18 protein-coding genes are annotated in these 19,040 nt (G+C 67.9%); 7 read left to right on the top strand and 11 right to left on the bottom strand.

Translation table 11 applies throughout. From position 1 onward, the window contains the following. From ABY44_RS20365 to ABY44_RS20350, 4 genes are all read right to left on the bottom strand, one after another. A partial coding sequence (locus ABY44_RS20365; protein WP_148095276.1) for a DoxX family protein occupies window positions 1–267 on the bottom strand: 267 nt, incomplete at its 3' end. Between the two features lies 1 nt (window position 268). Beyond that, on the bottom strand, window positions 269–2,161 hold the full coding sequence (locus ABY44_RS20360) for an amidohydrolase (protein ID WP_431641679.1): 1,893 nt from the start codon (window positions 2,159–2,161) through the stop codon (window positions 269–271). A 19-nt stretch (window positions 2,162–2,180) separates the two neighbouring features. Further along, window positions 2,181–2,348: a DUF1427 family protein gene (locus ABY44_RS20355; protein ID WP_009692709.1), complete on the bottom strand. Its 168-nt coding sequence runs from the start codon at window positions 2,346–2,348 to the stop codon at window positions 2,181–2,183. Between the two features lie 169 nt (window positions 2,349–2,517). Further along, on the bottom strand, window positions 2,518–3,204 hold the full coding sequence (locus ABY44_RS20350) for a hydrolase (RefSeq protein ID WP_060173528.1): 687 nt from the start codon (window positions 3,202–3,204) through the stop codon (window positions 2,518–2,520). A gap of 310 nt (window positions 3,205–3,514) precedes the next feature. Between ABY44_RS20350 and ABY44_RS20345 the strand changes: the two genes are divergently transcribed. Then, entirely contained in the window at window positions 3,515–3,796 is a 282-nt protein-coding gene (locus ABY44_RS20345; RefSeq protein ID WP_027792644.1) for a XapX domain-containing protein, read from the top strand. Between the two features lie 115 nt (window positions 3,797–3,911). Then, a complete protein-coding gene (locus ABY44_RS20340; protein ID WP_060084585.1) occupies window positions 3,912–4,820 on the top strand; it encodes a LysR family transcriptional regulator in 909 nt (302 codons plus the stop codon). Between the two features lie 40 nt (window positions 4,821–4,860). On the opposite strand, the gene ABY44_RS20335 is transcribed toward ABY44_RS20340, so the two are convergent. Together ABY44_RS20335 and ABY44_RS20330 are read right to left on the bottom strand one after the other, a co-directional pair. Further along, complete coding sequence (locus ABY44_RS20335) at window positions 4,861–6,324, bottom strand: mechanosensitive ion channel family protein (RefSeq protein ID WP_060173529.1); 1,464 nt, start codon at window positions 6,322–6,324, stop codon at window positions 4,861–4,863. A gap of 364 nt (window positions 6,325–6,688) precedes the next feature. Continuing rightward, complete coding sequence (locus ABY44_RS20330) at window positions 6,689–8,482, bottom strand: ATP-binding protein (RefSeq protein WP_060173530.1); 1,794 nt, start codon at window positions 8,480–8,482, stop codon at window positions 6,689–6,691. 503 nt (window positions 8,483–8,985) lie between these two features. Here ABY44_RS20330 and ABY44_RS20325 point away from each other — a divergent pair. Then, complete coding sequence (locus ABY44_RS20325) at window positions 8,986–9,627, top strand: HD domain-containing protein (RefSeq protein WP_060173531.1); 642 nt, start codon at window positions 8,986–8,988, stop codon at window positions 9,625–9,627. 52 nt (window positions 9,628–9,679) lie between these two features. On the opposite strand, the gene ABY44_RS20320 is transcribed toward ABY44_RS20325, so the two are convergent. Further along, window positions 9,680–10,501, bottom strand: coding sequence for an alpha/beta fold hydrolase (locus ABY44_RS20320; RefSeq protein ID WP_060173532.1), 822 nt, complete (start codon window positions 10,499–10,501; stop codon window positions 9,680–9,682). A gap of 70 nt (window positions 10,502–10,571) precedes the next feature. Then, a complete protein-coding gene (locus ABY44_RS20315; RefSeq protein WP_027792638.1) occupies window positions 10,572–10,997 on the bottom strand; it encodes a DUF3331 domain-containing protein in 426 nt (141 codons plus the stop codon). Window positions 10,998–11,552: 555 nt separating this feature from the next. On the opposite strand from ABY44_RS20315, the gene ABY44_RS20310 reads away from it, so the two are divergent. Then, window positions 11,553–12,374, top strand: a complete 822-nt coding sequence (locus tag ABY44_RS20310) for an alpha/beta fold hydrolase (RefSeq protein ID WP_042973930.1) — start codon at window positions 11,553–11,555, stop codon at window positions 12,372–12,374. 137 nt (window positions 12,375–12,511) lie between these two features. Here the strand turns inward: ABY44_RS20310 and ABY44_RS20305 are convergent, their stop codons facing one another. Continuing rightward, a complete protein-coding gene (locus ABY44_RS20305) occupies window positions 12,512–14,089 on the bottom strand; it encodes an MFS transporter (RefSeq protein WP_060173533.1) in 1,578 nt (525 codons plus the stop codon). 83 nt (window positions 14,090–14,172) lie between these two features. Here ABY44_RS20305 and ABY44_RS20300 point away from each other — a divergent pair, with 83 nt between their 5' ends. The 3 genes from ABY44_RS20300 (at window position 14,173) to ABY44_RS20290 (ending at window position 17,751) form a co-directional block, all read left to right on the top strand. Then, window positions 14,173–15,210, top strand: coding sequence for an HlyD family secretion protein (locus tag ABY44_RS20300; protein WP_088611308.1), 1,038 nt, complete (start codon window positions 14,173–14,175; stop codon window positions 15,208–15,210). Next, window positions 15,207–16,631, top strand: a complete 1,425-nt coding sequence (locus tag ABY44_RS20295; protein ID WP_060173534.1) for an efflux transporter outer membrane subunit — start codon at window positions 15,207–15,209, stop codon at window positions 16,629–16,631. The genes ABY44_RS20300 and ABY44_RS20295 overlap by 4 nt, the downstream gene beginning before the upstream one ends. A gap of 148 nt (window positions 16,632–16,779) precedes the next feature. Beyond that, the gene (locus ABY44_RS20290; protein WP_060173535.1) at window positions 16,780–17,751 is read left to right on the top strand and encodes a LysR family transcriptional regulator; all 972 of its coding nucleotides are present in this window, start codon (window positions 16,780–16,782) and stop codon (window positions 17,749–17,751) included. 80 nt (window positions 17,752–17,831) lie between these two features. Here ABY44_RS20290 and ABY44_RS20285 read toward each other — a convergent pair whose 3' ends face one another. Both ABY44_RS20285 and ABY44_RS20280 read right to left on the bottom strand, forming a co-directional pair. After that, a complete protein-coding gene (locus ABY44_RS20285; RefSeq protein ID WP_027792633.1) occupies window positions 17,832–18,485 on the bottom strand; it encodes a response regulator transcription factor in 654 nt (217 codons plus the stop codon). 106 nt (window positions 18,486–18,591) lie between these two features. Continuing rightward, on the bottom strand, window positions 18,592–18,963 hold the full coding sequence (locus ABY44_RS20280) for a response regulator transcription factor (protein WP_027792632.1): 372 nt from the start codon (window positions 18,961–18,963) through the stop codon (window positions 18,592–18,594). Between the last annotated feature and the right edge of the window lie 77 nt (window positions 18,964–19,040).

The raw sequence follows: 19,040 nt of genomic DNA, 5'->3' as shown, positions 1-19,040 counted from the left end.
GCCGGCGCCGAGCCACGTGAAGCGGCGAAACACGATGCACAGCGAGCCGCCGATCTCGACGACGACCGCCAGTGCAGCCCACAACGCGGGCGGGTGCAAACCGAAATGCGCCTGCTCCGCGATTGCTGCGTCGAAGTGCATCGCCTTGTTGATCCCGCCGATCAGAAAGGCGGACACGAGTGCAAGTCGAACCAGCGCGCCGATCCACGGCTGCGCGAGCAGCGCACGAATCCACGCGGGGCTGTACCGGCCGGTTGTCGTCGCCATGTCAGACCGCCCAGCAGGAACAGCCGAACGCGCCCCAGAAGCCCTTCGCGTCCGACGTCGGCAATGTGCTGCCCCACGCGCTCGCGTGCGCATGCTGGTGCACGTTGCACGCATTCGCGCAGCCGCACATCGCGGCGGCGGCTGCCGCGCGTTGCAGCGGTGCGCCGCTGCGCTGCGTCGCGCCCCAGCCGCCGTAGCCGCCGTACTCGCGCACCGGCGACCAGTCCGGCATCGCGGGCGGAATCGGCGCGTCATGCGACGCGAACGGGCCCGCGCCCCACACGATCCGGCCGCCGACCACCGTCAGCAACGCGGTCGTGCCCGCGATGTCGTCCTCCGCGCACGCGAAGAAGTCGCGATCCGGCACGACCACGTCCGCCAGCTGCCCGACCGCGATCCGCCCTTTCTTGCCGACCTCGTTCGAGAACCACGTCACGTATTCGGTCCACATGCGCAGCGCGGTCTCGCGATCGAGCAGGTTGCGCTGCGGATACATGCGCAAGCCACCGATCGTCTTGCCCGTCACGAGCCAGGACAGCGACACCCACGGGTTGTACGACGCCACGCGCGTCGCGTCGGTGCCGGCGGACACCTTGAGGCCCTTCGACAGCATCTTCGCGACCGGCGGCGTCGCTTCGGCCGCCTGCGCGCCGTAACGCTCGACGAAGTATTCGCCCTGGTACGCCATCCGGTGCTGCACCGCGATGCCGCCGCCCAGCGCCGCGATACGATCCATCGACTTTTCGGTGATGGTTTCCGCGTGATCGAAGAACCAGTTCAGCCCTTCGAGCGGGATGTCCTTGTTCACCTTCTCGAACACGTCGAGCGCGCGGCTGATCGTTTCGTCGTACGTCGCATGCATGCGCCACGGCCAGCGGTTCTGCGCGAGCACGCGCACGACGCCCTCGAGATCGTCTTCCATCTGCGCCGGCAGGTCCGGACGCGCGACGCGGAAGTCCTCGAAGTCGGCCGCCGAGAACACCAGCATTTCGCCCGCGCCGTTGTTGCGGAAGTAGTCGGTGCCGTCGTGATACTTCGTGCTCTTCGTCCAGTTCACGAAGTCTTCCTTCTCGGCGTTCGGCTTCTGCGTGAACAGGTTGTACGCGATCCGGATCGTCATCTCGCCCGCGTCGTGCAGCTTGCGGATCACCTCGTAGTCGTCCGGATAGTTCTGCGAGCCGCCGCCCGCGTCGATCACGCCGGTCACGCCGAGACGGTTCAGTTCGCGCATGAAGTGGCGCGTCGAGTTGTACTGGTATTCGAACGGCAGCTTGGGCCCCTTCGCGAGCGTCGCGTACAGGATCGTCGCGTTCGGGTTCGCGAGCAGCAGCCCGGTCGGGTTGCCCGCGGCATCGCGCAGGATCGTGCCGCCCGGCGGCTCCGGCGTGTCCTTCGTGTAGCCGACCACGCGCAGCGCGGCCGCGTTCAGCAGCGCGCGATCGTACAGGTGCAGGATGAACACCGGCGTATCGGGCGCGGCCGCGTTGAGTTCGTCGATCGTCGGCAGGCGCTTCTCGGCGAACTGGTGCTCGGTGAAGCCGCCGACCACGCGCACCCATTGCGGCGCGGGCGTGATCGCCACCTGCCGCTTGAGCATGTCCATTGCAAGCGCGAGCGACGGCACGCCGTCCCAACGCAGTTCCATGTTGTAGTTCAGGCCGCCGCGAATCACGTGGCAGTGGTTGTCGATCAGGCCCGGCAGCGCGCCGCGGCCCTCGAGATCGACGACCTTCGTCGCGCGGCCCGCGAGCGGCATCACGTCCGCGTCGTGGCCGACCGCGACGAAGCGGCCGTCCTTGATTGCGACGGCGCTCGCGACGGGGTTCGCGCGGTCGAGGGTCGTGAACCTTCCGTTGTGAAGGATCAGATCCGGTTGGGACTCGGTTGCGGTCATGTGCGTCACCTCGTATCGATCAGAAGCCAAAAAGCTGTTTGACGGCGGGAATGGCCTGCACGCCGATCACCATGCCGAGCAACCCGACAAGGGCAATCAGCGGCGGTGCCGGAGAACGGACCTTGATCGCGCTGTAGATCACGCCGATCAGCAAACCCGCGCCAAGGGAAACCAGATAAGGTTCCATACGATCAATGTCCCGGTCAGGTTGAAATGCAGGCTTTACGTCCTGGAAAACAGGCGCGGGCGACATCCGTGAGGCAGTCACGGCAGCCGCCCGCGATTTTCATGGAGCCGATGGCGCGTATTCGTGCAGAACACGCGGCATCGGCACGGGCAGTCGCAACTGCCCGCGATTACTTCGCCGGAACCGGCGGAATCGACTCGTGCGGCGTCACCGTGCGCGGTGCAGCCTTGTGGACCATCGTGTACGCGTAGTCGACACCCATCCCGTACGCGCCCGAGTGTTCCTTCGCGATCGCCATCACAGCGTCATAGGTCTCGCGGTGCGCCCAGTCGCGCTGCCATTCGAGCAGCACCTGCTGCCAGGTCACCGGCACGACGCCGGCCTGCACCATCCGCTGCATCGCGAAGTCGTGCGCGTCCTTCGACGTGCCGCCCGACGCATCGGCGACCATGTAGATCTCGTAGTCGCCTTCGAGCATCGCGCAGAGCGCGAACGTCGTGTTGCAGACCTCCGTCCACAGGCCCGACACGACCACCTTCTTGCGGCCGTTCGCGGCCAGCGCGTCGCGTACCTTCTGGTCGTCCCACGAGTTCATCGACGTACGTTCGAGCGTCTTCTGGTTCGGGAACACGTCGAGCAGTTCGGGGTAGGTGTAACCCGAGAAGCTGTCGCTCTCGACCGTCGTGATCGTGGTCGGGATGTTGAACACCTTCGCGGCCTTCGCGAGCCCGACGACGTTGTTCTTCAGTACCTGGCGGTCGATCGACTGCACGCCGAACGCCATCTGCGGCTGCTGATCGATGAAGATGATCTGGCTGTTGTGGGGAGTGAGTACTTCAAGTTTCGGATTGCTCATGGCGGTCATATCCTTTGACGCGGGAAAAGAGAGAGCCAGCCTCACCGGCCAACCGGGAGGCGCCCACTGCGCTGTGACGGGAGGTTCGCCTACCAGCCGGTGTCATTCAACACGCGAATTCATCGTAGCGCCAATTAATCGATTTGATTAATAAAAACCCTAAATTCAGGCCTTAAAAGATCTTAAAACCGCCGAATTAAATACGCGCCTCCGGAGCAGACCTGCTACGCTCCAAATTGATTTTCCGATCATCGACCGATCGGTATTTATCCGTATTTTTCACACGGTTGTCATTTCCCTTATTCGAATCATGACGTCCTATATTGCATCGTTATTGGCCGGCATCCTCGCGGGCGTCGTCTACGCGCTGATCGGGGTTGCATCGCCGGCGCCGCCCACCGTCGCATTGGCCGGCCTGCTGGGCATCCTCGCCGGCGAACAGATCCTGCCGGTCGCACGCCGCGTGCTGTCCGGGATCCAGCTGAAAACCGCGTGGAGCGACGCGAAGTGCGGCCAGCACATGTTCGGCACGCTGCCCGGTGCGCAGGCCACCCGGGCCGCCGCGAAGAAAGGGCCGTCGACGCCGGCCTGATGCGCGCCGATCGAGGGCGCTCCGATCGCGTACGCGGCTGAATTGTCGTGAATCGTGTTGGAGCCGGGCGTGCTTGGCGATAACATGACAGCCCGATGCCCCCGTGGAATTCATCATGAAGCTGTCATTCGAAGCGCTCGAGGCACTGGACGCGATCGACCGCACCGGCACGTTCGCCGAGGCCGCCGAGTTGCTGCACCGCGTACCGTCCGCGCTGACCTATCTCGTGCAAAAGCTCGAAAGCGATCTCGGCGTCGCGCTGTTCGACCGCAGCGGACGCCGCGCGAAGCTCACGCACGCGGGGCGCGTGGTCGTCGAGGAAGGCCGCCGGCTCCTGCATGCGGCCGAGCAGCTTGAACTGAAGGCGCAGCGCGCGCAGCAAGGCTGGGAAACCGAGGTGCGCATCTGCATCGACGAGATCCTGCCCTTCGAGGCATTGTGGCCATACGTGCATGCGTTCTACGGGCTCGAGATGGACACGCGGCTGCGCCTGTCCACCGAAGTCCTCGGCGGCACCTGGGATGCGCTGATTTCGCGGCGCGCGGATCTCGTCGTCGGCGCGGCGGGCGAGCCGCCTGAACTGCCGGACATCGTCGCACGGCCGATCGGCTCGCTCCGGCATGTATTCGCCGTCGCCCCCACCCATCCGCTCGCGGCATTGCCCGAACCGCTGTCGATGGCGTCCGTCGTCGAGTATCGCGGCGCCGTGATCAGCGATACGTCGCGCGAGCTGCAGCCGCGCTCGGTCGCGATCGATGCCGGGCAGCCGTATCTCGCGGTCCCGACCCTCGCCGCGAAACTGGCCGCGCAGTGCGAAGGGCTCGCGGTGGGAACGCTCCCGGATTGCATCGCGGCACGCGCGATCGCGCAGGGCAAGCTCGTCGCACGCGAGGTGACCGGCATGCGCGACACGACGCAGTGCTATCTCGCGTGGCGCGGCGACGAAGCCGGACGCGCGCTGCACTGGTGGGTCGACCAGCTCGATCAACCCGATCTCGTCGACCGGTTTACCGCGCTCGTCTGATGCCGCCGCCCGCGGCCCGGTCGCAGGCAACCGCCCCGCATCAGCCGAACGAATCGTGCAGACGCTTCATCTCCTTCTCGAGCCACTCGATCAGTTTGAACGACGCATGCGCACTCGCGGCCGGCGGGATCATCATCTTCTCCTCGGTCGCGATGTGTTCGGACAGCGATTCGCACATCAGCCGCCCGAGCTCGGGCTTGCGCGCGATCAGCGGCGACAGGTCGCCGCTGCTCAGCTGAAACGCCGTCACCGTCGTCACCGCATGGACGCTCGCATGCAGTTGCGTGCCGGCCAGCACGACGGACTGGCCGATCGCGTCGCCCGGCGCCATCCGCCTGACCTCGATGTCCCCCGCCGCGCCCGGCACGAACACCGACGCGACGCCGGCCCCGACGATCGTCAGCAGGCGCGTATCGGCATTCGACGCATAGATCACGTCCCCTTTGTGAAACACGCGTGACGCGAGCGCATCGGCGAGCACCGCCAGATCGTCGTCGCCGAGCTGCCGGAAGAGTTCGACCGCGCGCAGCAGCCGTTGCCCGCGCGACACCGGCCGGCGCGTCGCGGCCGTCCCGCCCAGCGGGCGCAACGCGATGTCCGCGGCGGCCAGGTGCCGGTGGGCCAGGTCGTAGAGTTGGTTGCGCACGGCGATCTTCTTCTGCAGCGCATCGACGTAGCAGACGAGCTCGTATTCGACGGAATTGGTACGGAAGGCCTTGACGACCGAAACCGGTGCGGGACGGGTCAGCACATCCAGCGAGCTGGCGGCGGCGCGGTCGAGCGCATCGACGACGATGGCCGGCCGCACTTCCGGATCGATCTCGATCGTCAACGTCACGCCGTGCACGTTCTCGGGTTCGCTCAGGTTGACGATCGTCGTCTTCGCCGCCGTGCTGTTCGGCACGACGACCAGGTTGCCGAGGCCGTCGATCAGCTTGGTCGCGCGCCAGTTGCTTTCCACGATGCGCCCTTCCAGCTCGCCGATGGCCACCGTGTCGCCGAGCCGGAACGGCTGGGTGGTATTCAGCACGAGGCCGGAGAACACGTCGTTCAGCGTGTTCTGGACGGCCAGCCCGAGGATCACGGCCACCGCACCCGACGTCGCGACCAGCCCGCTCAGCGGCAGGCCCAGCACATAGCCGAGCGCAGCCACTGCGGCCGCGCCGAACACGGCGCCGGCGGCGATGTCGTGAAACAGCCGCTGGGTGCGCCACGCGCGCGGCAGCAGCAGATGGTCGAGCATCAGGCTGAACACGAGCGCGCACTGCAGCCACCACGCGACCCCGATCACCTGGATCGCCAGCCGGTCGAGCCGGTCGGGCGACGGCGGCACCGCGAGCGGGCTCACGCCGGTCGCGAACAGTACATAGGTCAGCGCGGCGAACGACGCGCAGCGTCCTATCGCCTTCGCCGTCGAACGGCCGGGCCCGAGCAACCGCCATGCGACGAGATCGGCAATGACGATCGGTGCGCCGTAAGCGACCGTGGCGGAAAGGTTCAGCATGATGGAGCGGGCGGAAAGCGTGACACACGACGCGCGCGGAACCCGCGCACGCACATCGCCGACCGCCCGATCCGGCGTGTGGCCGCGGGCGGCGAATCGTGGCGCGAAAGGTCGGACTGGACAGGTTTCATGCGGTAGTCGTTCGATGACGCGCGAAGCCGCCTCGGCCGCACGTGTGGCGACCGCCGCCCCGCGCCGGCGTTCAGCGGCGTCGCGACCGCGCGTCGCCGCAGCGCGCGCCGGTGGCGTGCCCGCCTGCCCGCGTATCGCCGACGATCCGTGCGTCCGATCAATGTAGACGCACCGGCCGGCCCGGTCATGTGTTCAGCCTGAAACGTTCTGAAGCCGCGACGGCCGCGCGCCGCTACGATTCGCGCGGCGGCAGCTCGCTCTCGCCCGTGTCGAACCCGAGCGCGTGCACTTCCGACCACGCGTCGTGCGCGACCTGCGTTGACCCGGCGGTATGGGCAAGCGCTGCCGCATACGCGGCCAGCAGACGCACGCGCGCGTCGTCGCGCGTGCGCGTCTCGTCCATGTCGCGCATCGAATCGAGCGCCGCGCGCGCGCGTTCGCGACATTCGTCGACCAGCGACAGGTCGAACAGGCACGGCACCGCCACGGCCGCCAGCGCGATGCCGATCTCCGCATCGCCGTTCGGCGAAAACGCCCAGTCGAGCGCCGCGCGCAGGTTGCCGAGCTCGCGCCGGATCACGTCGAGCCGCGATTCGGCGAGCGGCCCGCCGTCGTCTACCGGCGCGAGCCGGAACAGCGTGTGGAAGTAGTTCGCGTGAGCGCGGGCGGCGGCCGCGCATTCGCCGTTGTTCTCGAGCTGCTGCAGCGCGTACGCACGCGTCGTCGTCAGCAGACGGTAACGCGGTGCGCCGTGCGCGCTTTCGAGACTCAGCAGCGACTTCGACACGAGGCCGGCGATCGTGTCGAGCAGGTCCGCATCGGCCAGCCGCGTGGCCCCGACGATCTCCCGCACCGCGTCGATCGAGAAGGTGTCGCGGAATACGCCGAGCCATCGCAACAGCAAGCGCTCCGCATCGCCGAGCAGGCGGTAGCTCCAGTCGTACATCGCCTGCAGCGTCTGATGACGCGGCAGCGCCGTGCGAAACCCGCCGGTCAGCAACCGGAAATGGTCGTCGAGATGCGCGGCCAGCACGTCTATGCCGAGCACGGCCGCGCGGGCCGCGGCCAGTTCGATCGCGAGCGGCAGGCCGTCGAGGCGCCGGCACACCGATGCCATCAGCGACACGCTGCGTTCGTCGAGCGGGAAACGCGGATCGGCGGCCTGCACACGCGCCGAGAACAGCTGCACCGCGCTCGCGCCCAGCGTTTCGGCATCGTCGGCACCTTCGCGCGGCACCTCGAGCGGCGGGATCGGACACAGCCGCTCGCCCTGGATACGCAGCGCCTCGCGGCTGGTCGCGAGGACGCGCAAGCCGGCGTCGGATTCGGTCAGCGCGCTCGCGATCCGCGCGGCCGCGTCGAGCAGATGCTCGCAATTGTCCAGCACCAGCAACATCCGGCGGTTCGCGACGCTGGCCAGCACCGCCTCGAGCGTCAGCGATCCGGCGGACTGTGCGATGCCGAACGCCGCCGCCAGTGCGTCGGGCACGAATTGCGGACAGGCGACCGTGGCCAGCGACACGAACGCGGCGCCGTCCGGAAAACTGGCTTCGGCGCGCATGGCCGCTTCGAGCGCAACCCGCGTCTTGCCGATGCCGCCCGCCCCGACCAGCGTCACGACGCGCGCGGTGTCGAGCGCCGCCAGCACCTCGGCGACGGTCTGCTCGCGGCCGACGAGCGCGGTCGGCGCGGCCGTCAGCCGCGATGTCACAGCGCGCACGGGGGCCGCGACCTCGGCCCGGCCGCCGACCAGCCGATAGCCGCGCCCCGGCACCGTCACGATCAGGTTGCGATCGTCGGCGAGCGCCTTGCGCAACGCGGCGACGTGCACCTGCAGGTTGTTTTCCTCCACGACCGTGTGCGGCCACACGCGCTGCATGATCTCGTCTTTCGAGACCAGGGCGCCGTTTGCCCGAATCAGGAGTTCGAGAATTTCGAATGCGCGACTGCCGATACGCAGCAGTTTGCCGTTCGAGCGAATTTCACGCCTGTCAAGAAATACGTGTAGCGTTCCAATTCGGATCATGAGAATTTTCAATCGATAGCGTGCATCGATGCCCTGTCAAAAATGACATCGATTGGACGCTCATGCTACGGCATTTGCCTCTTGAGATGATTCAAATTATCAGAAGCTATTGAGCAAATTTTTTGAATCGATGAAAACCACGATTTCCCCGGCGTCTCCACGTGCGGGCGCCGCTGCCCCGGTGCGGTGCGGCATCCCGCGCTCACTGCACGCGAAACAGTGATTCATCCATGAATCTGTTTCGTAGGATAAAACCTGCGATTTGCCGGAATTAACTTCTTCGACTCATCAATTAAATATAACCGCACGCCTGGTTTGCGGATAAGACCGGGTAAAAAAGACATGCCAAACGTGGTGTAACCGATTTCGCGGGCGGCGGTCGGTCGGATTTTCCGTTCATAACGATTCAGGCGCCGCTCAGGACATTCAGCGGCGCGGCGCGCAACGATGGGTCGATGGCGCCAGCGTCGAGCGACTTTCACCACGCCGTGAGGAACACGACCATGGGCAACCGTATCGCCGGCATCAGGATTCCCGACGCCCCGCTCGCACGGGACGCCGCCGACACCGTACGCGCGTGCGAACCGGAACTGCTGTTCCGGCACGCGATGCGCGTGTTCGCGTTTGCATCGATCATCGGGCTGCGTCGCGGCATCGCGTTCAACGCCGAGCTGCTGTACGTCGCCGCGCTGTTCCATCACTTCGGCTTGACGGAGCGCTACCGGCATTCGCGCCGGCGCTTCGAGATCGACGGCGCGAATGCGGCGCACGCATTCCTCCGAGGATACGGCGTCGCCGACGACGACGCGGCGGAAGTCTGGCGCGCGATCGCGCTGCATGCGACGTTCGGGATCCACCCGTACATGACGCCGTTGACGGCGTTGCTCGGCGCCGGCGTCGAGACCGACCTCTTCGCGCATCACTTCGACGAGGTGAGCCTGTCCGAACGCGACGCGATCGTGCGCGCATGGCCGCGCGGCCCTTGCTTCAAGGACCTGTTTCTCGAAGCGCTCGCCGCGGGCACCGCGCATCGCCCCGCTGCCGCGTTCGGCAACGTGTCCGCCGACGTGCTCGAGCGTTGCGACCCGGACTATCGTCGGACGAATTTCTGCGGGCTGGTGCTCGGGTCGAAATGGGCGGAGTGAGCCGGCCGTCCGGCCGGCCCCGTGCGGCCGCGTCACCGCCGCCATCGCCGGATCATGCGCGCGCGAACGCCAGCAGTTCGTCGTTCAGGCGTTGCGCATGCGTCAGGTACAACGCGTGCGGGCCGCCCTCGTAGATGCTCAGCGTCGCGTGCGGCACGCGCCGCGCCGTGACGGCGCCCGTGAGCGCGAGCGGTGCCGTCTGGTCGTCGTCGCCGTGAATCACGAGCGTCGGCACGTCGAACTTGTCGAGATCCGCACGGAAATCGGTTTCGGAAAACGCGCCGACGCAGTCGAGTGTCCCCTTCAACCCGGCCTGCAGCGCCATGAACGACGTCCAGTCGAGCGCAGCGCGCGAGATCGTCGAAGCGGCCCGGTTCGACCCGGTGAACAGCGGCCAGAATTGCTCGTAGAACGCCGCGCGATCGGCCACGATGCCCGAGCGAATCCCGTCGAACACGGCGACGTCGACACCGTCCGGATGATCGTCGCGCCGCGCGACCAGCGGCGTCACCGAGCCGATCAGCACGGCTTTCGCGATGTGCCGCGTGCCGTGCCGGCCGATGTAGCGGGCCACCTCGCCGCCGCCCATCGAGAAGCCGACGAGCGTCACGTCGTGCAGCCCGAGCGTGTCGATCAGCGTCGCGAGATCGTCCGCCAGCGTGTCGTAGTCGTATCCCGTCCACGGCTGGCCGGAGCGGCCGAAGCCGCGCCGGTCGTAGGCGATGCCGCGCAGGCCGTTCGACGCGAGGTGATGCATCTGGACGTCCCACATGTCCGCGTTCAGCGGCCAGCCGTGAATGAACACGACCGGGCGCCCGGCGCCCCAGTCCTTGTAGTGAATCGACACGCCGTCGCGGGTCGTGAACGTGCTCATACGGATTCCTCAGTGGTGAAAAAGCGGTGCGCGCCGGCGTCGGCCGGCGGACGGGGTACCGCGTCCGCCGTCACGACCGGGACAGCCGGCCGATGAACCGGTCCATCTCGGACGCGAGGATCACTTCCCGGTAGTTCGCGGGACGCTTGGCCCCGCGCCATTGCGGCTTGTAGATCGCGTCGCCGGGACGAATCGTCGTGCCGGTCAGCGCGCAGCGCGCGAGTGCGCGCGACTTCGCGCTGATCCAGCGCTGCTCGTCGTAGCGGCAGCGCGTCGGGTCGCTCCAAGACACCAGGACCGACGAATCGGTCTGCCGCTCGGCGGCGATGATCGCGCAACGACGGCGCACGCCGCCGCTCGACGCGGCCGATGCGTCGTTGCAATGGCGGCGGCGCGCGGTGTCCGGGTCGCGCACAAGCGACGGCGCGCAATGGCGTGCGGCCGGCGACGGGTCGAGCAGCGTCATCACGTGCTCCCAGCGATCGAATGCGTCCATGGCAGATCCAGGCAGGTGAGGCGGGCCGGATGCCTTGCACCCGCCCGCTACGCGATCGTCATCCGCCGCGCGAGCCGGCACCGGCCCGCGACGGGATGACCTGACACTGACGATAGCGGGCCGCCGCTGAAGAGTCTTGATGCGAGACTTAATTTTTCTGGCCGGTGCGCGCACGCGTCGCGCGGCGTGCACCACATACGGCTTCACGAAAATTCAGCGCGATTTCAGTACAGCGCGCATGGCCGCGGGATAGGCTCCTGTCGGCTTTCGTTCACGACGTTCGCGCGCCGGCCTGCGCGCGGCCGCTCGAACGCACGCCGGCTGCCCGCTGGATTGCCGCCTGCGGGCAGATCCGAACCCACCATCCAACGCGGCATCGTTGTACCGCACGTTCAAGGAGACTTCATGCGTCCCGCAGATACCGACGCCGTTCCCTCGGCACGCCGCCGAGACATGCTGCTCGCCGGCGCGACCGCCGTTGCAGCCGCCGCGCTGCCGGCAGCCGCCGCGGCTGCCCCCAAGCATGCCGCTTCCACCCATCCAGGAGCCCATACGATGAATACGATCACCACGAAAGACGGTACCCAGATTTACTTCAAGGACTGGGGCAGCGGCCGTCCGGTCGTGTTCTCGCACGGCTGGCCGCTGTGCGCCGACGCGTGGGATTCGCAGATGCTGTTCCTCGTGCAGCACGGCTTCCGTGTGATCGCGCACGACCGCCGCGGTCACGGCCGCTCGAGCCAGCCGTCGCAGGGCAACGACATGGACACGTATGCCGACGATCTCGCCGCGCTGATGAATGCGCTCGACCTGCACGAAGCCACGCTCGTCGGCCACTCCACCGGCGGCGGCGAAGTCGCGCACTACATCGGCCGGCACGGCACGAAGCGCGTCGCGAAGGCCGTGCTGATCGGCGCCGTACCACCGCAGATGGTGAAGTCGGCGACCAATCCCGGCGGCCTGCCGATGGACGTGTTCGACGGGATCCGCAAGAACGTCGCGGAAAACCGCTCGCAGTTCTACAAGGATCTCGCGGTGCCGTTCTTCGGCTTCAACCGGCCGCAGGCAAAGGTGTCGCAAGGCACGATCGATGCGTTCTGGGCGCAGGGCATGATGGGTGGCGTGCACGGCCAGTACCTGTGCGTGAAGGAATTCTCCGAGGTCGACTACACGGAAGACCTGAAGAAGATCGACGTGCCGACGCTGATCCTGCACGGCGACGACGACCAGATCGTGCCGATCGACGATTCGGCCCGGCTGTCCGCGAAGATCGTGAAGCACGCGGAACTCAAGGTGATCCCGGGCGGCTCGCACGGCATGTGCGTCGTCGATGCCGCACGGATCAACGCCGAACTGCTCGCATTCCTGAAGGCGTAAGCCGCGCGACACGGCGCGCCCGGCCGTCATACTGTCACGCCGGCGCGCCCTTCAGCATTTTTCAGGAATTTTCAGGCCGACGCGATTCCGCATGCCGCATGCGCCGTCGCCAGGATCGCCGCGGCGGCGGCGGGCGCTCACGGCGTACGCGCCGGCCTGAGCAGCAAACCGATCAGCGCGCCCGCGATCGCGAACGCCATCGCCACCCGGAAGTTGTCGGCCAGCGCGAGCGTGGTCGCCTGGACGCGAACCGCCCGGTCGAGCAGCGCGTAAGTCGCCTGGTCGCCGGCCGCGAAGGTCGCGCCGTGCGCGACCAGCGACGCCGCGCCGGCCCGCAGCCGCTCCAGCGTTTGCGGATCCGACAGCGTGACATGCAGACCGACGAGATTCGAATGGGTAGCCTCCATGATGCGCTGGATCACCGCGATCGACGTCGTGCCGAGCTGCCCGCTCAGCAGGCGCGTCGTCTGCACGACCGCGCCGAACGTCAGCGCGTGCTCGGCCGTCACGTGCTTGCCGAAAAAGAAGATCACCGACGTGAGCGCCATCGTCTGGCCCAATGCCTGCAGCAGCTGCGACGGGATGAAATCGGGTTCGGCCCACACGGGCGTGAGGCGCGCGCCGAGTGCGAACGCGAACGCCACCATCACGAAGCCGGTGACGATCAGCCGGCGCGGATCGACGCGTTGCAGCAGCCATGCGACGCATGGCGCGAACAGCAGCTGCGGGATCGCGATCCAGCGCAGCGTGTCGCCGATCTGCAGCGGGCGCAGCCCGTAGGTGCTCGCGAGAAACGCCGACGGAATGAAGCTCGTGTTGAGCACGGTGAAGCGCACGAGGCCGACCAGCACGATCAGCCACGCGATGTTGGGCCGCGCGAGGTAGCCGAGATCGAGCCCGGCGCTGCGCGACGCCAGTTCGTGGATCAGGAACGCGGCCACCATCACGATGCCGACACACAGCAACGTGACGATCAGCGGCGACTGGAACCAGAACAGCCGTTCGCCCTGGTCGAGCGCGACGCACAGACACGCGAACCCGCCGGCGCCGAGCACCATGCCGCGCGTGTCGATACCGGACGCGAAGCGCTTGACCGGTTCGTTGGACAGCGACAGCATCAGGCACACGATGAACGGCACGGTCAGCAGCGCGTTCTGCCAGAACAGCCAGCGCCAGCTCAGGTGTTCGCTGTACCACCCTTCGAGCGTCGCCGACAGGTTCAGCGACATCTCGAGGTTCATCGCATACGCGGCGATGCCGAACGGAATGAGCCGCGGCGGCAGTGTGCGGACGACGAACCCGACGGTCAACGGCACGAACACGCCGGACGCGAAACCGGCTACGCTCTGCAGTGCGATGAACGTGCCGAAGTCGGTGCACAGCGGCAGCATGCTTTCGACGGCCAGGAATACCGCGGCGCCCGCCAGCAGCACGCGGCGCGTGCCGAACACGAAGGCCGCCGCGATCGCGAGCGGCCCGACGAACATCTGCGACGCGGTGAACGCGGTGTTGATCCACGCGCCCTCGTCGAAGCCGACGCCGAGCGCGCCGCGTACGTCGGCGAGCCCGAGCGACGTGATGCGCGAGGTCAGCGTCGAGATGATCGCGCCGAGCAGCACGGCCGCGATTGCGGCGATGGAACGAAACGTCGGTATGTCGGTGGCCGGTGCGGCCGGCCCCGGTGTCGCGCCACCGGGGGCGAACGTGGTATTCATCGTCGTGCGGCTCCCGTATTTGAGGCTCGCGCAAGCATAGCGCGATGTGAAGAAACCTGTCCGTTCGATGGAGTTACCCGATTGTGAGCACGAACCCGACGAACGCGTCGAACCCGCCGCCCGCCTCCCCCGCACGCTCGCGCAAATGGCCGATTGTCCTGATCGCCGGCGCCGCGCTGGGGCTCGTCGCGCTGCTGGTCTACGAATACGATGCGCATGAACGCGGCACCGACGACGCGTACGTGACGGGCCACCTGCACGTGATCTCGCCGCGCGTGGCCGGCACCGTCGAACGCGTGCTGGTGGACGACAACCAGTTCGTGCATGCGGGCGACCCGCTCGTGCGGCTCGACCCGCGCGATTTCGACGTGCGCGTCGCGCTGCAGCGTGCGCGCGTCGCGCAGGCGCGCGCCGATGCGATGCGCGCGAAGGCGCTGGTCGAGCAGGCCGACGCGACGCTCGTGTCCGCGCACGCCGACGCCGAGAAGGCCGAACTCGACTACGCACGGGCGCGCGAGCTGACCCGCGAGACGCCGCGCGGGTTGTCGCAACAGGAATTCGATGCGGCCAACGCGGCGCGCAAGTCCGCGCGTGCCCGCATCGACGCGGCGCAAGCGCAGCAGCGCAGCGCGCAGGCCGCATGGCAGGCGGCCGACGCCGTGTCGCACCAGGGAGACGCCGACTTGCGCGATGCGGAGTTGCAACTGCAGTACACGACCGTCGTCGCGCCGACGGACGGCCGCGTCGGGAAGAAGACCGTCGAGACCGGCGAGCACGTCGCGCCGGGCCAGGCGCTGCTCACGCTGGTCGAACCGCACCCGTGGGTCGTCGCGAACTTCCGCGAAACGCAGCTCAAGCACGTGCGCGCCGGCGATGCCGTGCGGCTGCGTTTCGACGCGCTGCCGGACCTGACCTTCAACGGGCACGTCGACAGCCTGTCGCCCGCGACCGGCGGGCAGTTCGCGCTGTTGCCGCCCGACAACGCGACCGGCAACTTCACGAAGGTCACGCAGCGGGTGCCGGTCAAGATCCTGCTCGACGGGCAGGCGTCGACCGAGCCGCGCATCCGGCCCGGCCTGTCGGTCGTCGTCACGCTGCAAGCCGGCCGGGAACAGCCATGAGCCGCCTCGCCGCGCTGCTCGCCGCCGGCCTGCTGGGCGCCTGCACGATCGCGCCGCAGCCGCTCGCGCCCGTCCCGGTCGGCACCGACCGGTTCCGCCACGCGGATGCGCCCGGCGAACCGGCCGCGTCGCTCGCCGGATGGACCGCGTCGTTCGGCGATGCGCCGCTCGTCGCGCTCGTCGATACGGCGCTCGCCGGCAACTTCGACATCCGCGCGGCCGCCGCGCGCGTCGACCAGGCGCAGGCGCTGCTCGGCGTGCGCGAAGCCGCGCTTTCCCCCACCGTCGGCGTCGATCCGTCGTTCAACCGTTCGCGGGTGTCCGGCACGGTCGACAATGCGTTGCCGAAGCGCCTGATGCACAACTGGTCGGTGCCGTTCAACGCGAGCTATGAAGTCGATCTGTGGGGCCGCCTGCGCGGCGACGCGGAAATCGGCAGGCAGAACGTGCTGCAGGCCGACGCCGATCGCGCGGCCGTGCGGCTGCGCGTCGCGACCGAGGTCGCGAGCGACTACCTGACGCTGCATTTCGTCGAGGAGGATCTGGCGACGCTCGCCCGCGCGATCGAGCTGCGCCGCACCGCGCTCGACGTGATCGCCGCGCGCGTGCGGGCCGGCGCGGCAAGCGATCTCGACGCGCTGCGCGCGGCGGCCGATCTCGATACCGCGCGCGCCGATCTCGCGGACAGCCGGCGGCTGCGCGAAAACCTCGTCGATGCACTCGCGGTGCTGACCGGCGTGTCGCCGACCGGCTTCACGGTCGCGCCGACCGCCGCCGCGATTCGCGTGCCGGCGGTGCCGCCCGGCCTGCCGTCCGTGCTGCTCGCGCAGCGGCCGGACGTCTATGCGGCGGCACGCCGTGTCGATGCGGCATCGCTCGAAACCGGCGTTGCCCGCACCGCATGGCTGCCGACGCTGACGCTGACGGCCCAGGGCGGGTTCGCGAGCCGCGACCTCGGCTCGTTTCTCGAGCGCAACAGCTCGCTGTGGGGCCTCGGGGCGAGCGTGGCCGAAACGCTGTTCGACGGCGGCAAGCGCGACGCCGCGGTAGCCGCCGCGACGGCCGGCACGGCGCTCGCCGACGCGAACTATCGTGCGACCGCGCTGGGCGCGCTGCGCGAGGTGCAGGACGCGCTCAACGACATCGCCGCGCAGAACGAGCGGATCGTGCGCTACGACAGCGCGGCGCGCTCGACCGAAGCGGCCGCGCGGCTGTCGCTGAGCCGCTACGCACATGGCTACGTCAGCTATCTCGAGGTCATCGACGCGGACCGCGACGCATTGAACGCGCAACGCCAGTTGATCCACAGCCGCCAGGCGCTCGCGATTGCGACGGTCGATCTGGTGCGCGCGCTGGGCGGCGGGTGGACGCCGCCCTCCGTCGCACCGCAAAACGTCGCGCAACGCGACGACCGGCTTTGAAAGATACCCGCCGTGCGGCCCGCCGGTCATTCTGGCGGCCTCACGAATTTTCAAGTTGCTCTTAAGCTTACCTAACGTTTTTTGTGTTGCCCGGTGCCGGCGCACTGCCTACATTGAGCGTATCGAATTCACCGGAGCGAGACCCGTCATGGATCGCCTGAAAACGCTCGAGATACTCAAGACGGTTGCCGAGCACGGCAGCTTCACGAAAGCCGCCGAGCTTCACGGGCTCGGCGTTCCCTGCGTCAGCCGCTCGATCCAGTGCCTCGAAACGTCGCTCGGCGTGCTGCTGTTTCACCGCACGACGCGCAAGGTGACGCTGACCCGCGTCGGCCACGACGTGCTCGAACAGGCGCTCGCGCTGCTGGAGCAATACGAGCACTTTTCCGTCTGCTGTCACGCCAACGCAAGCGAGATGCAGGGCGAGATCTCGATCGAGGTGTCGAACCTGTTCGGCGCCGACCGGCTGGTGCCGGCGCTCGCCGATTTCAACCGGCAACATCCGCTCGTACGGGTCCGGATCGACTGGACCGATCATCCGAGCGCGGCGTTGAACGGCGCGACGGACCTGTCGATCGTCACCTCACGCACGTCGAGCCTCACGTGCGTCGAGCGGCGCCTCGGGCGCATCCCGATGGGCCTGTACGCAAGCCCGCGGTATCGCGCCGCCTGCGGCGACGCGCTCACGCCGCAGGCGCTCGAGCGCATGGGCCCGCACGGTGGCAAGACGGGCGCCGCCGGGTCGCCATGGCCGCTGCGGCATCGGCGCAGCGGCACGATCGCCGAGATCCGTCTTGCCGGCGCGATCAGCTCGAACTGCCTCGACACGCTGATTCTCGCGACGGCCCGCGGCACAGGTTTCGCGGTGCTGCCCGAGCATCTTGCCCGGCCGCTCGAGCGCGACGGCGCGCTCGTTCGCCTGCTGCCCGACTGGCAGGTCGGCGATCTCGATGCATCGCTGCTCTATCACTCGCGCCGCAACCTGCCCGCGCGCATCCGTGCACTCGCCGACCATCTCGTCGCCGCGTTCGACGGTACGCCAGCCGCGCGGCCGGCCGTGCAACACGACGTGCGCGCGGTCACGCAAGCCACGGTCGCTGGCAACACGGTGGCCGCATGAGGGCCGCCGTCGTCATCGTCGCGACGCGGCCCGCCACATCGAAACCCACACCGTTGCGCCGCCAGGCCGGCCCCGCGCGCTCAGTCGCGCGCGCCGGCCGGGCGCACGCCCAGCGCATCGGCCTGCCGCACGAGATCCGGCAGCGTGCGCACCCGCATCTTCTTCATCACCTGGGCCCGATGCACCTTCACCGTGATTTCCTGAAGGCCGAGATTCGCGGCAATCTGCTTGTTCATCAGACCCGCGACGACCTGGCTCATCACTTCGCGCTCGCGCGGCGTCAACGACGCATAGGCGCCGCGCACCGCGTGAAGCGTGCGGTCGCGCTCCAGCGCGCGGCCGACGGCATCGAGCATCGCCTCGTCGTCGAACGGCTTCGTCAGGAAATCGAGCGCGCCGCCCTTCATCGCCTTGACCGTCGTGGCCACGTCGCCGTAACCCGTCATGAACAGGATCGGCACGTTCAGGCCCGCGCGCACCGCCGCCTCCTGGACGGCCAGCCCGCTCTCGTCGGCGAGCCGCACGTCGAGGATCAGGCAGCTCGGCACGTCGGGCCGCTCGAACGCGAGAAACGCACGCGACGACGCGAAGGTCTCCACGCGAAATCCCGCCGAACGCAACAGCGCGCTCAACGCGCGCCGCAACGTTTCGTCGTCGTCGACCACATAGACGATCGGCGCGGGTTCTCCCGCGCCGCCATTGCCGCTCGACGTCATGTCCGGCGTACTCGCCATTGCATTCCCTGTGTAGGCATCCGCTTCATTATCAAATGATAAACTAACAAAATGCCGGGCGGAACCGCCACGCGTCGGACGGCGCGGCCGGCCGGTGGAGCGCCGCTCACGCGGGAGGCGTGCCGGATGCGACCTGATCGATCAGGTTGAGCATGTCGTCTGACGGAAACGGCTTGCGCAGGAACGCGATCGCGCCTTGCGCCAGCGCGCGGCGGATCGATTCGTCGTCGCCGTGCGCCGACATGAAGATGACCGGCAGCGTCGCGTTGCGCTGAATCAGCTGACGCTGGACGTCGAGCCCGCTCATCCCTTTCATCTTCAGGTCGACCAGCACGCAAATCGCGCCGGCCGGCGCATCGGCCGCCAGGAATTCCTCGCCCGACGCAAACGGCAATGCAGTATGGCCAGCCGATTTCAGCAGGCTGGCGAGACTCTTACGGACCGACGCATCGTCATCGATGATGCAAACAATGGCCATGAAATGAGAACCTGAAAATTGTGTCAATCCAGTACAGCGTGATGCACCGCGGGGCCGCGTCGACGGGCGTCGCCCCG

The organism is Burkholderia sp. ZZQ-2 (genome assembly GCF_050768715.1).
Classification (GTDB): domain Bacteria; phylum Pseudomonadota; class Gammaproteobacteria; order Burkholderiales; family Burkholderiaceae; genus Burkholderia; species Burkholderia cepacia.
This window is presented reverse-complemented; position numbering and strand designations above follow the sequence as displayed.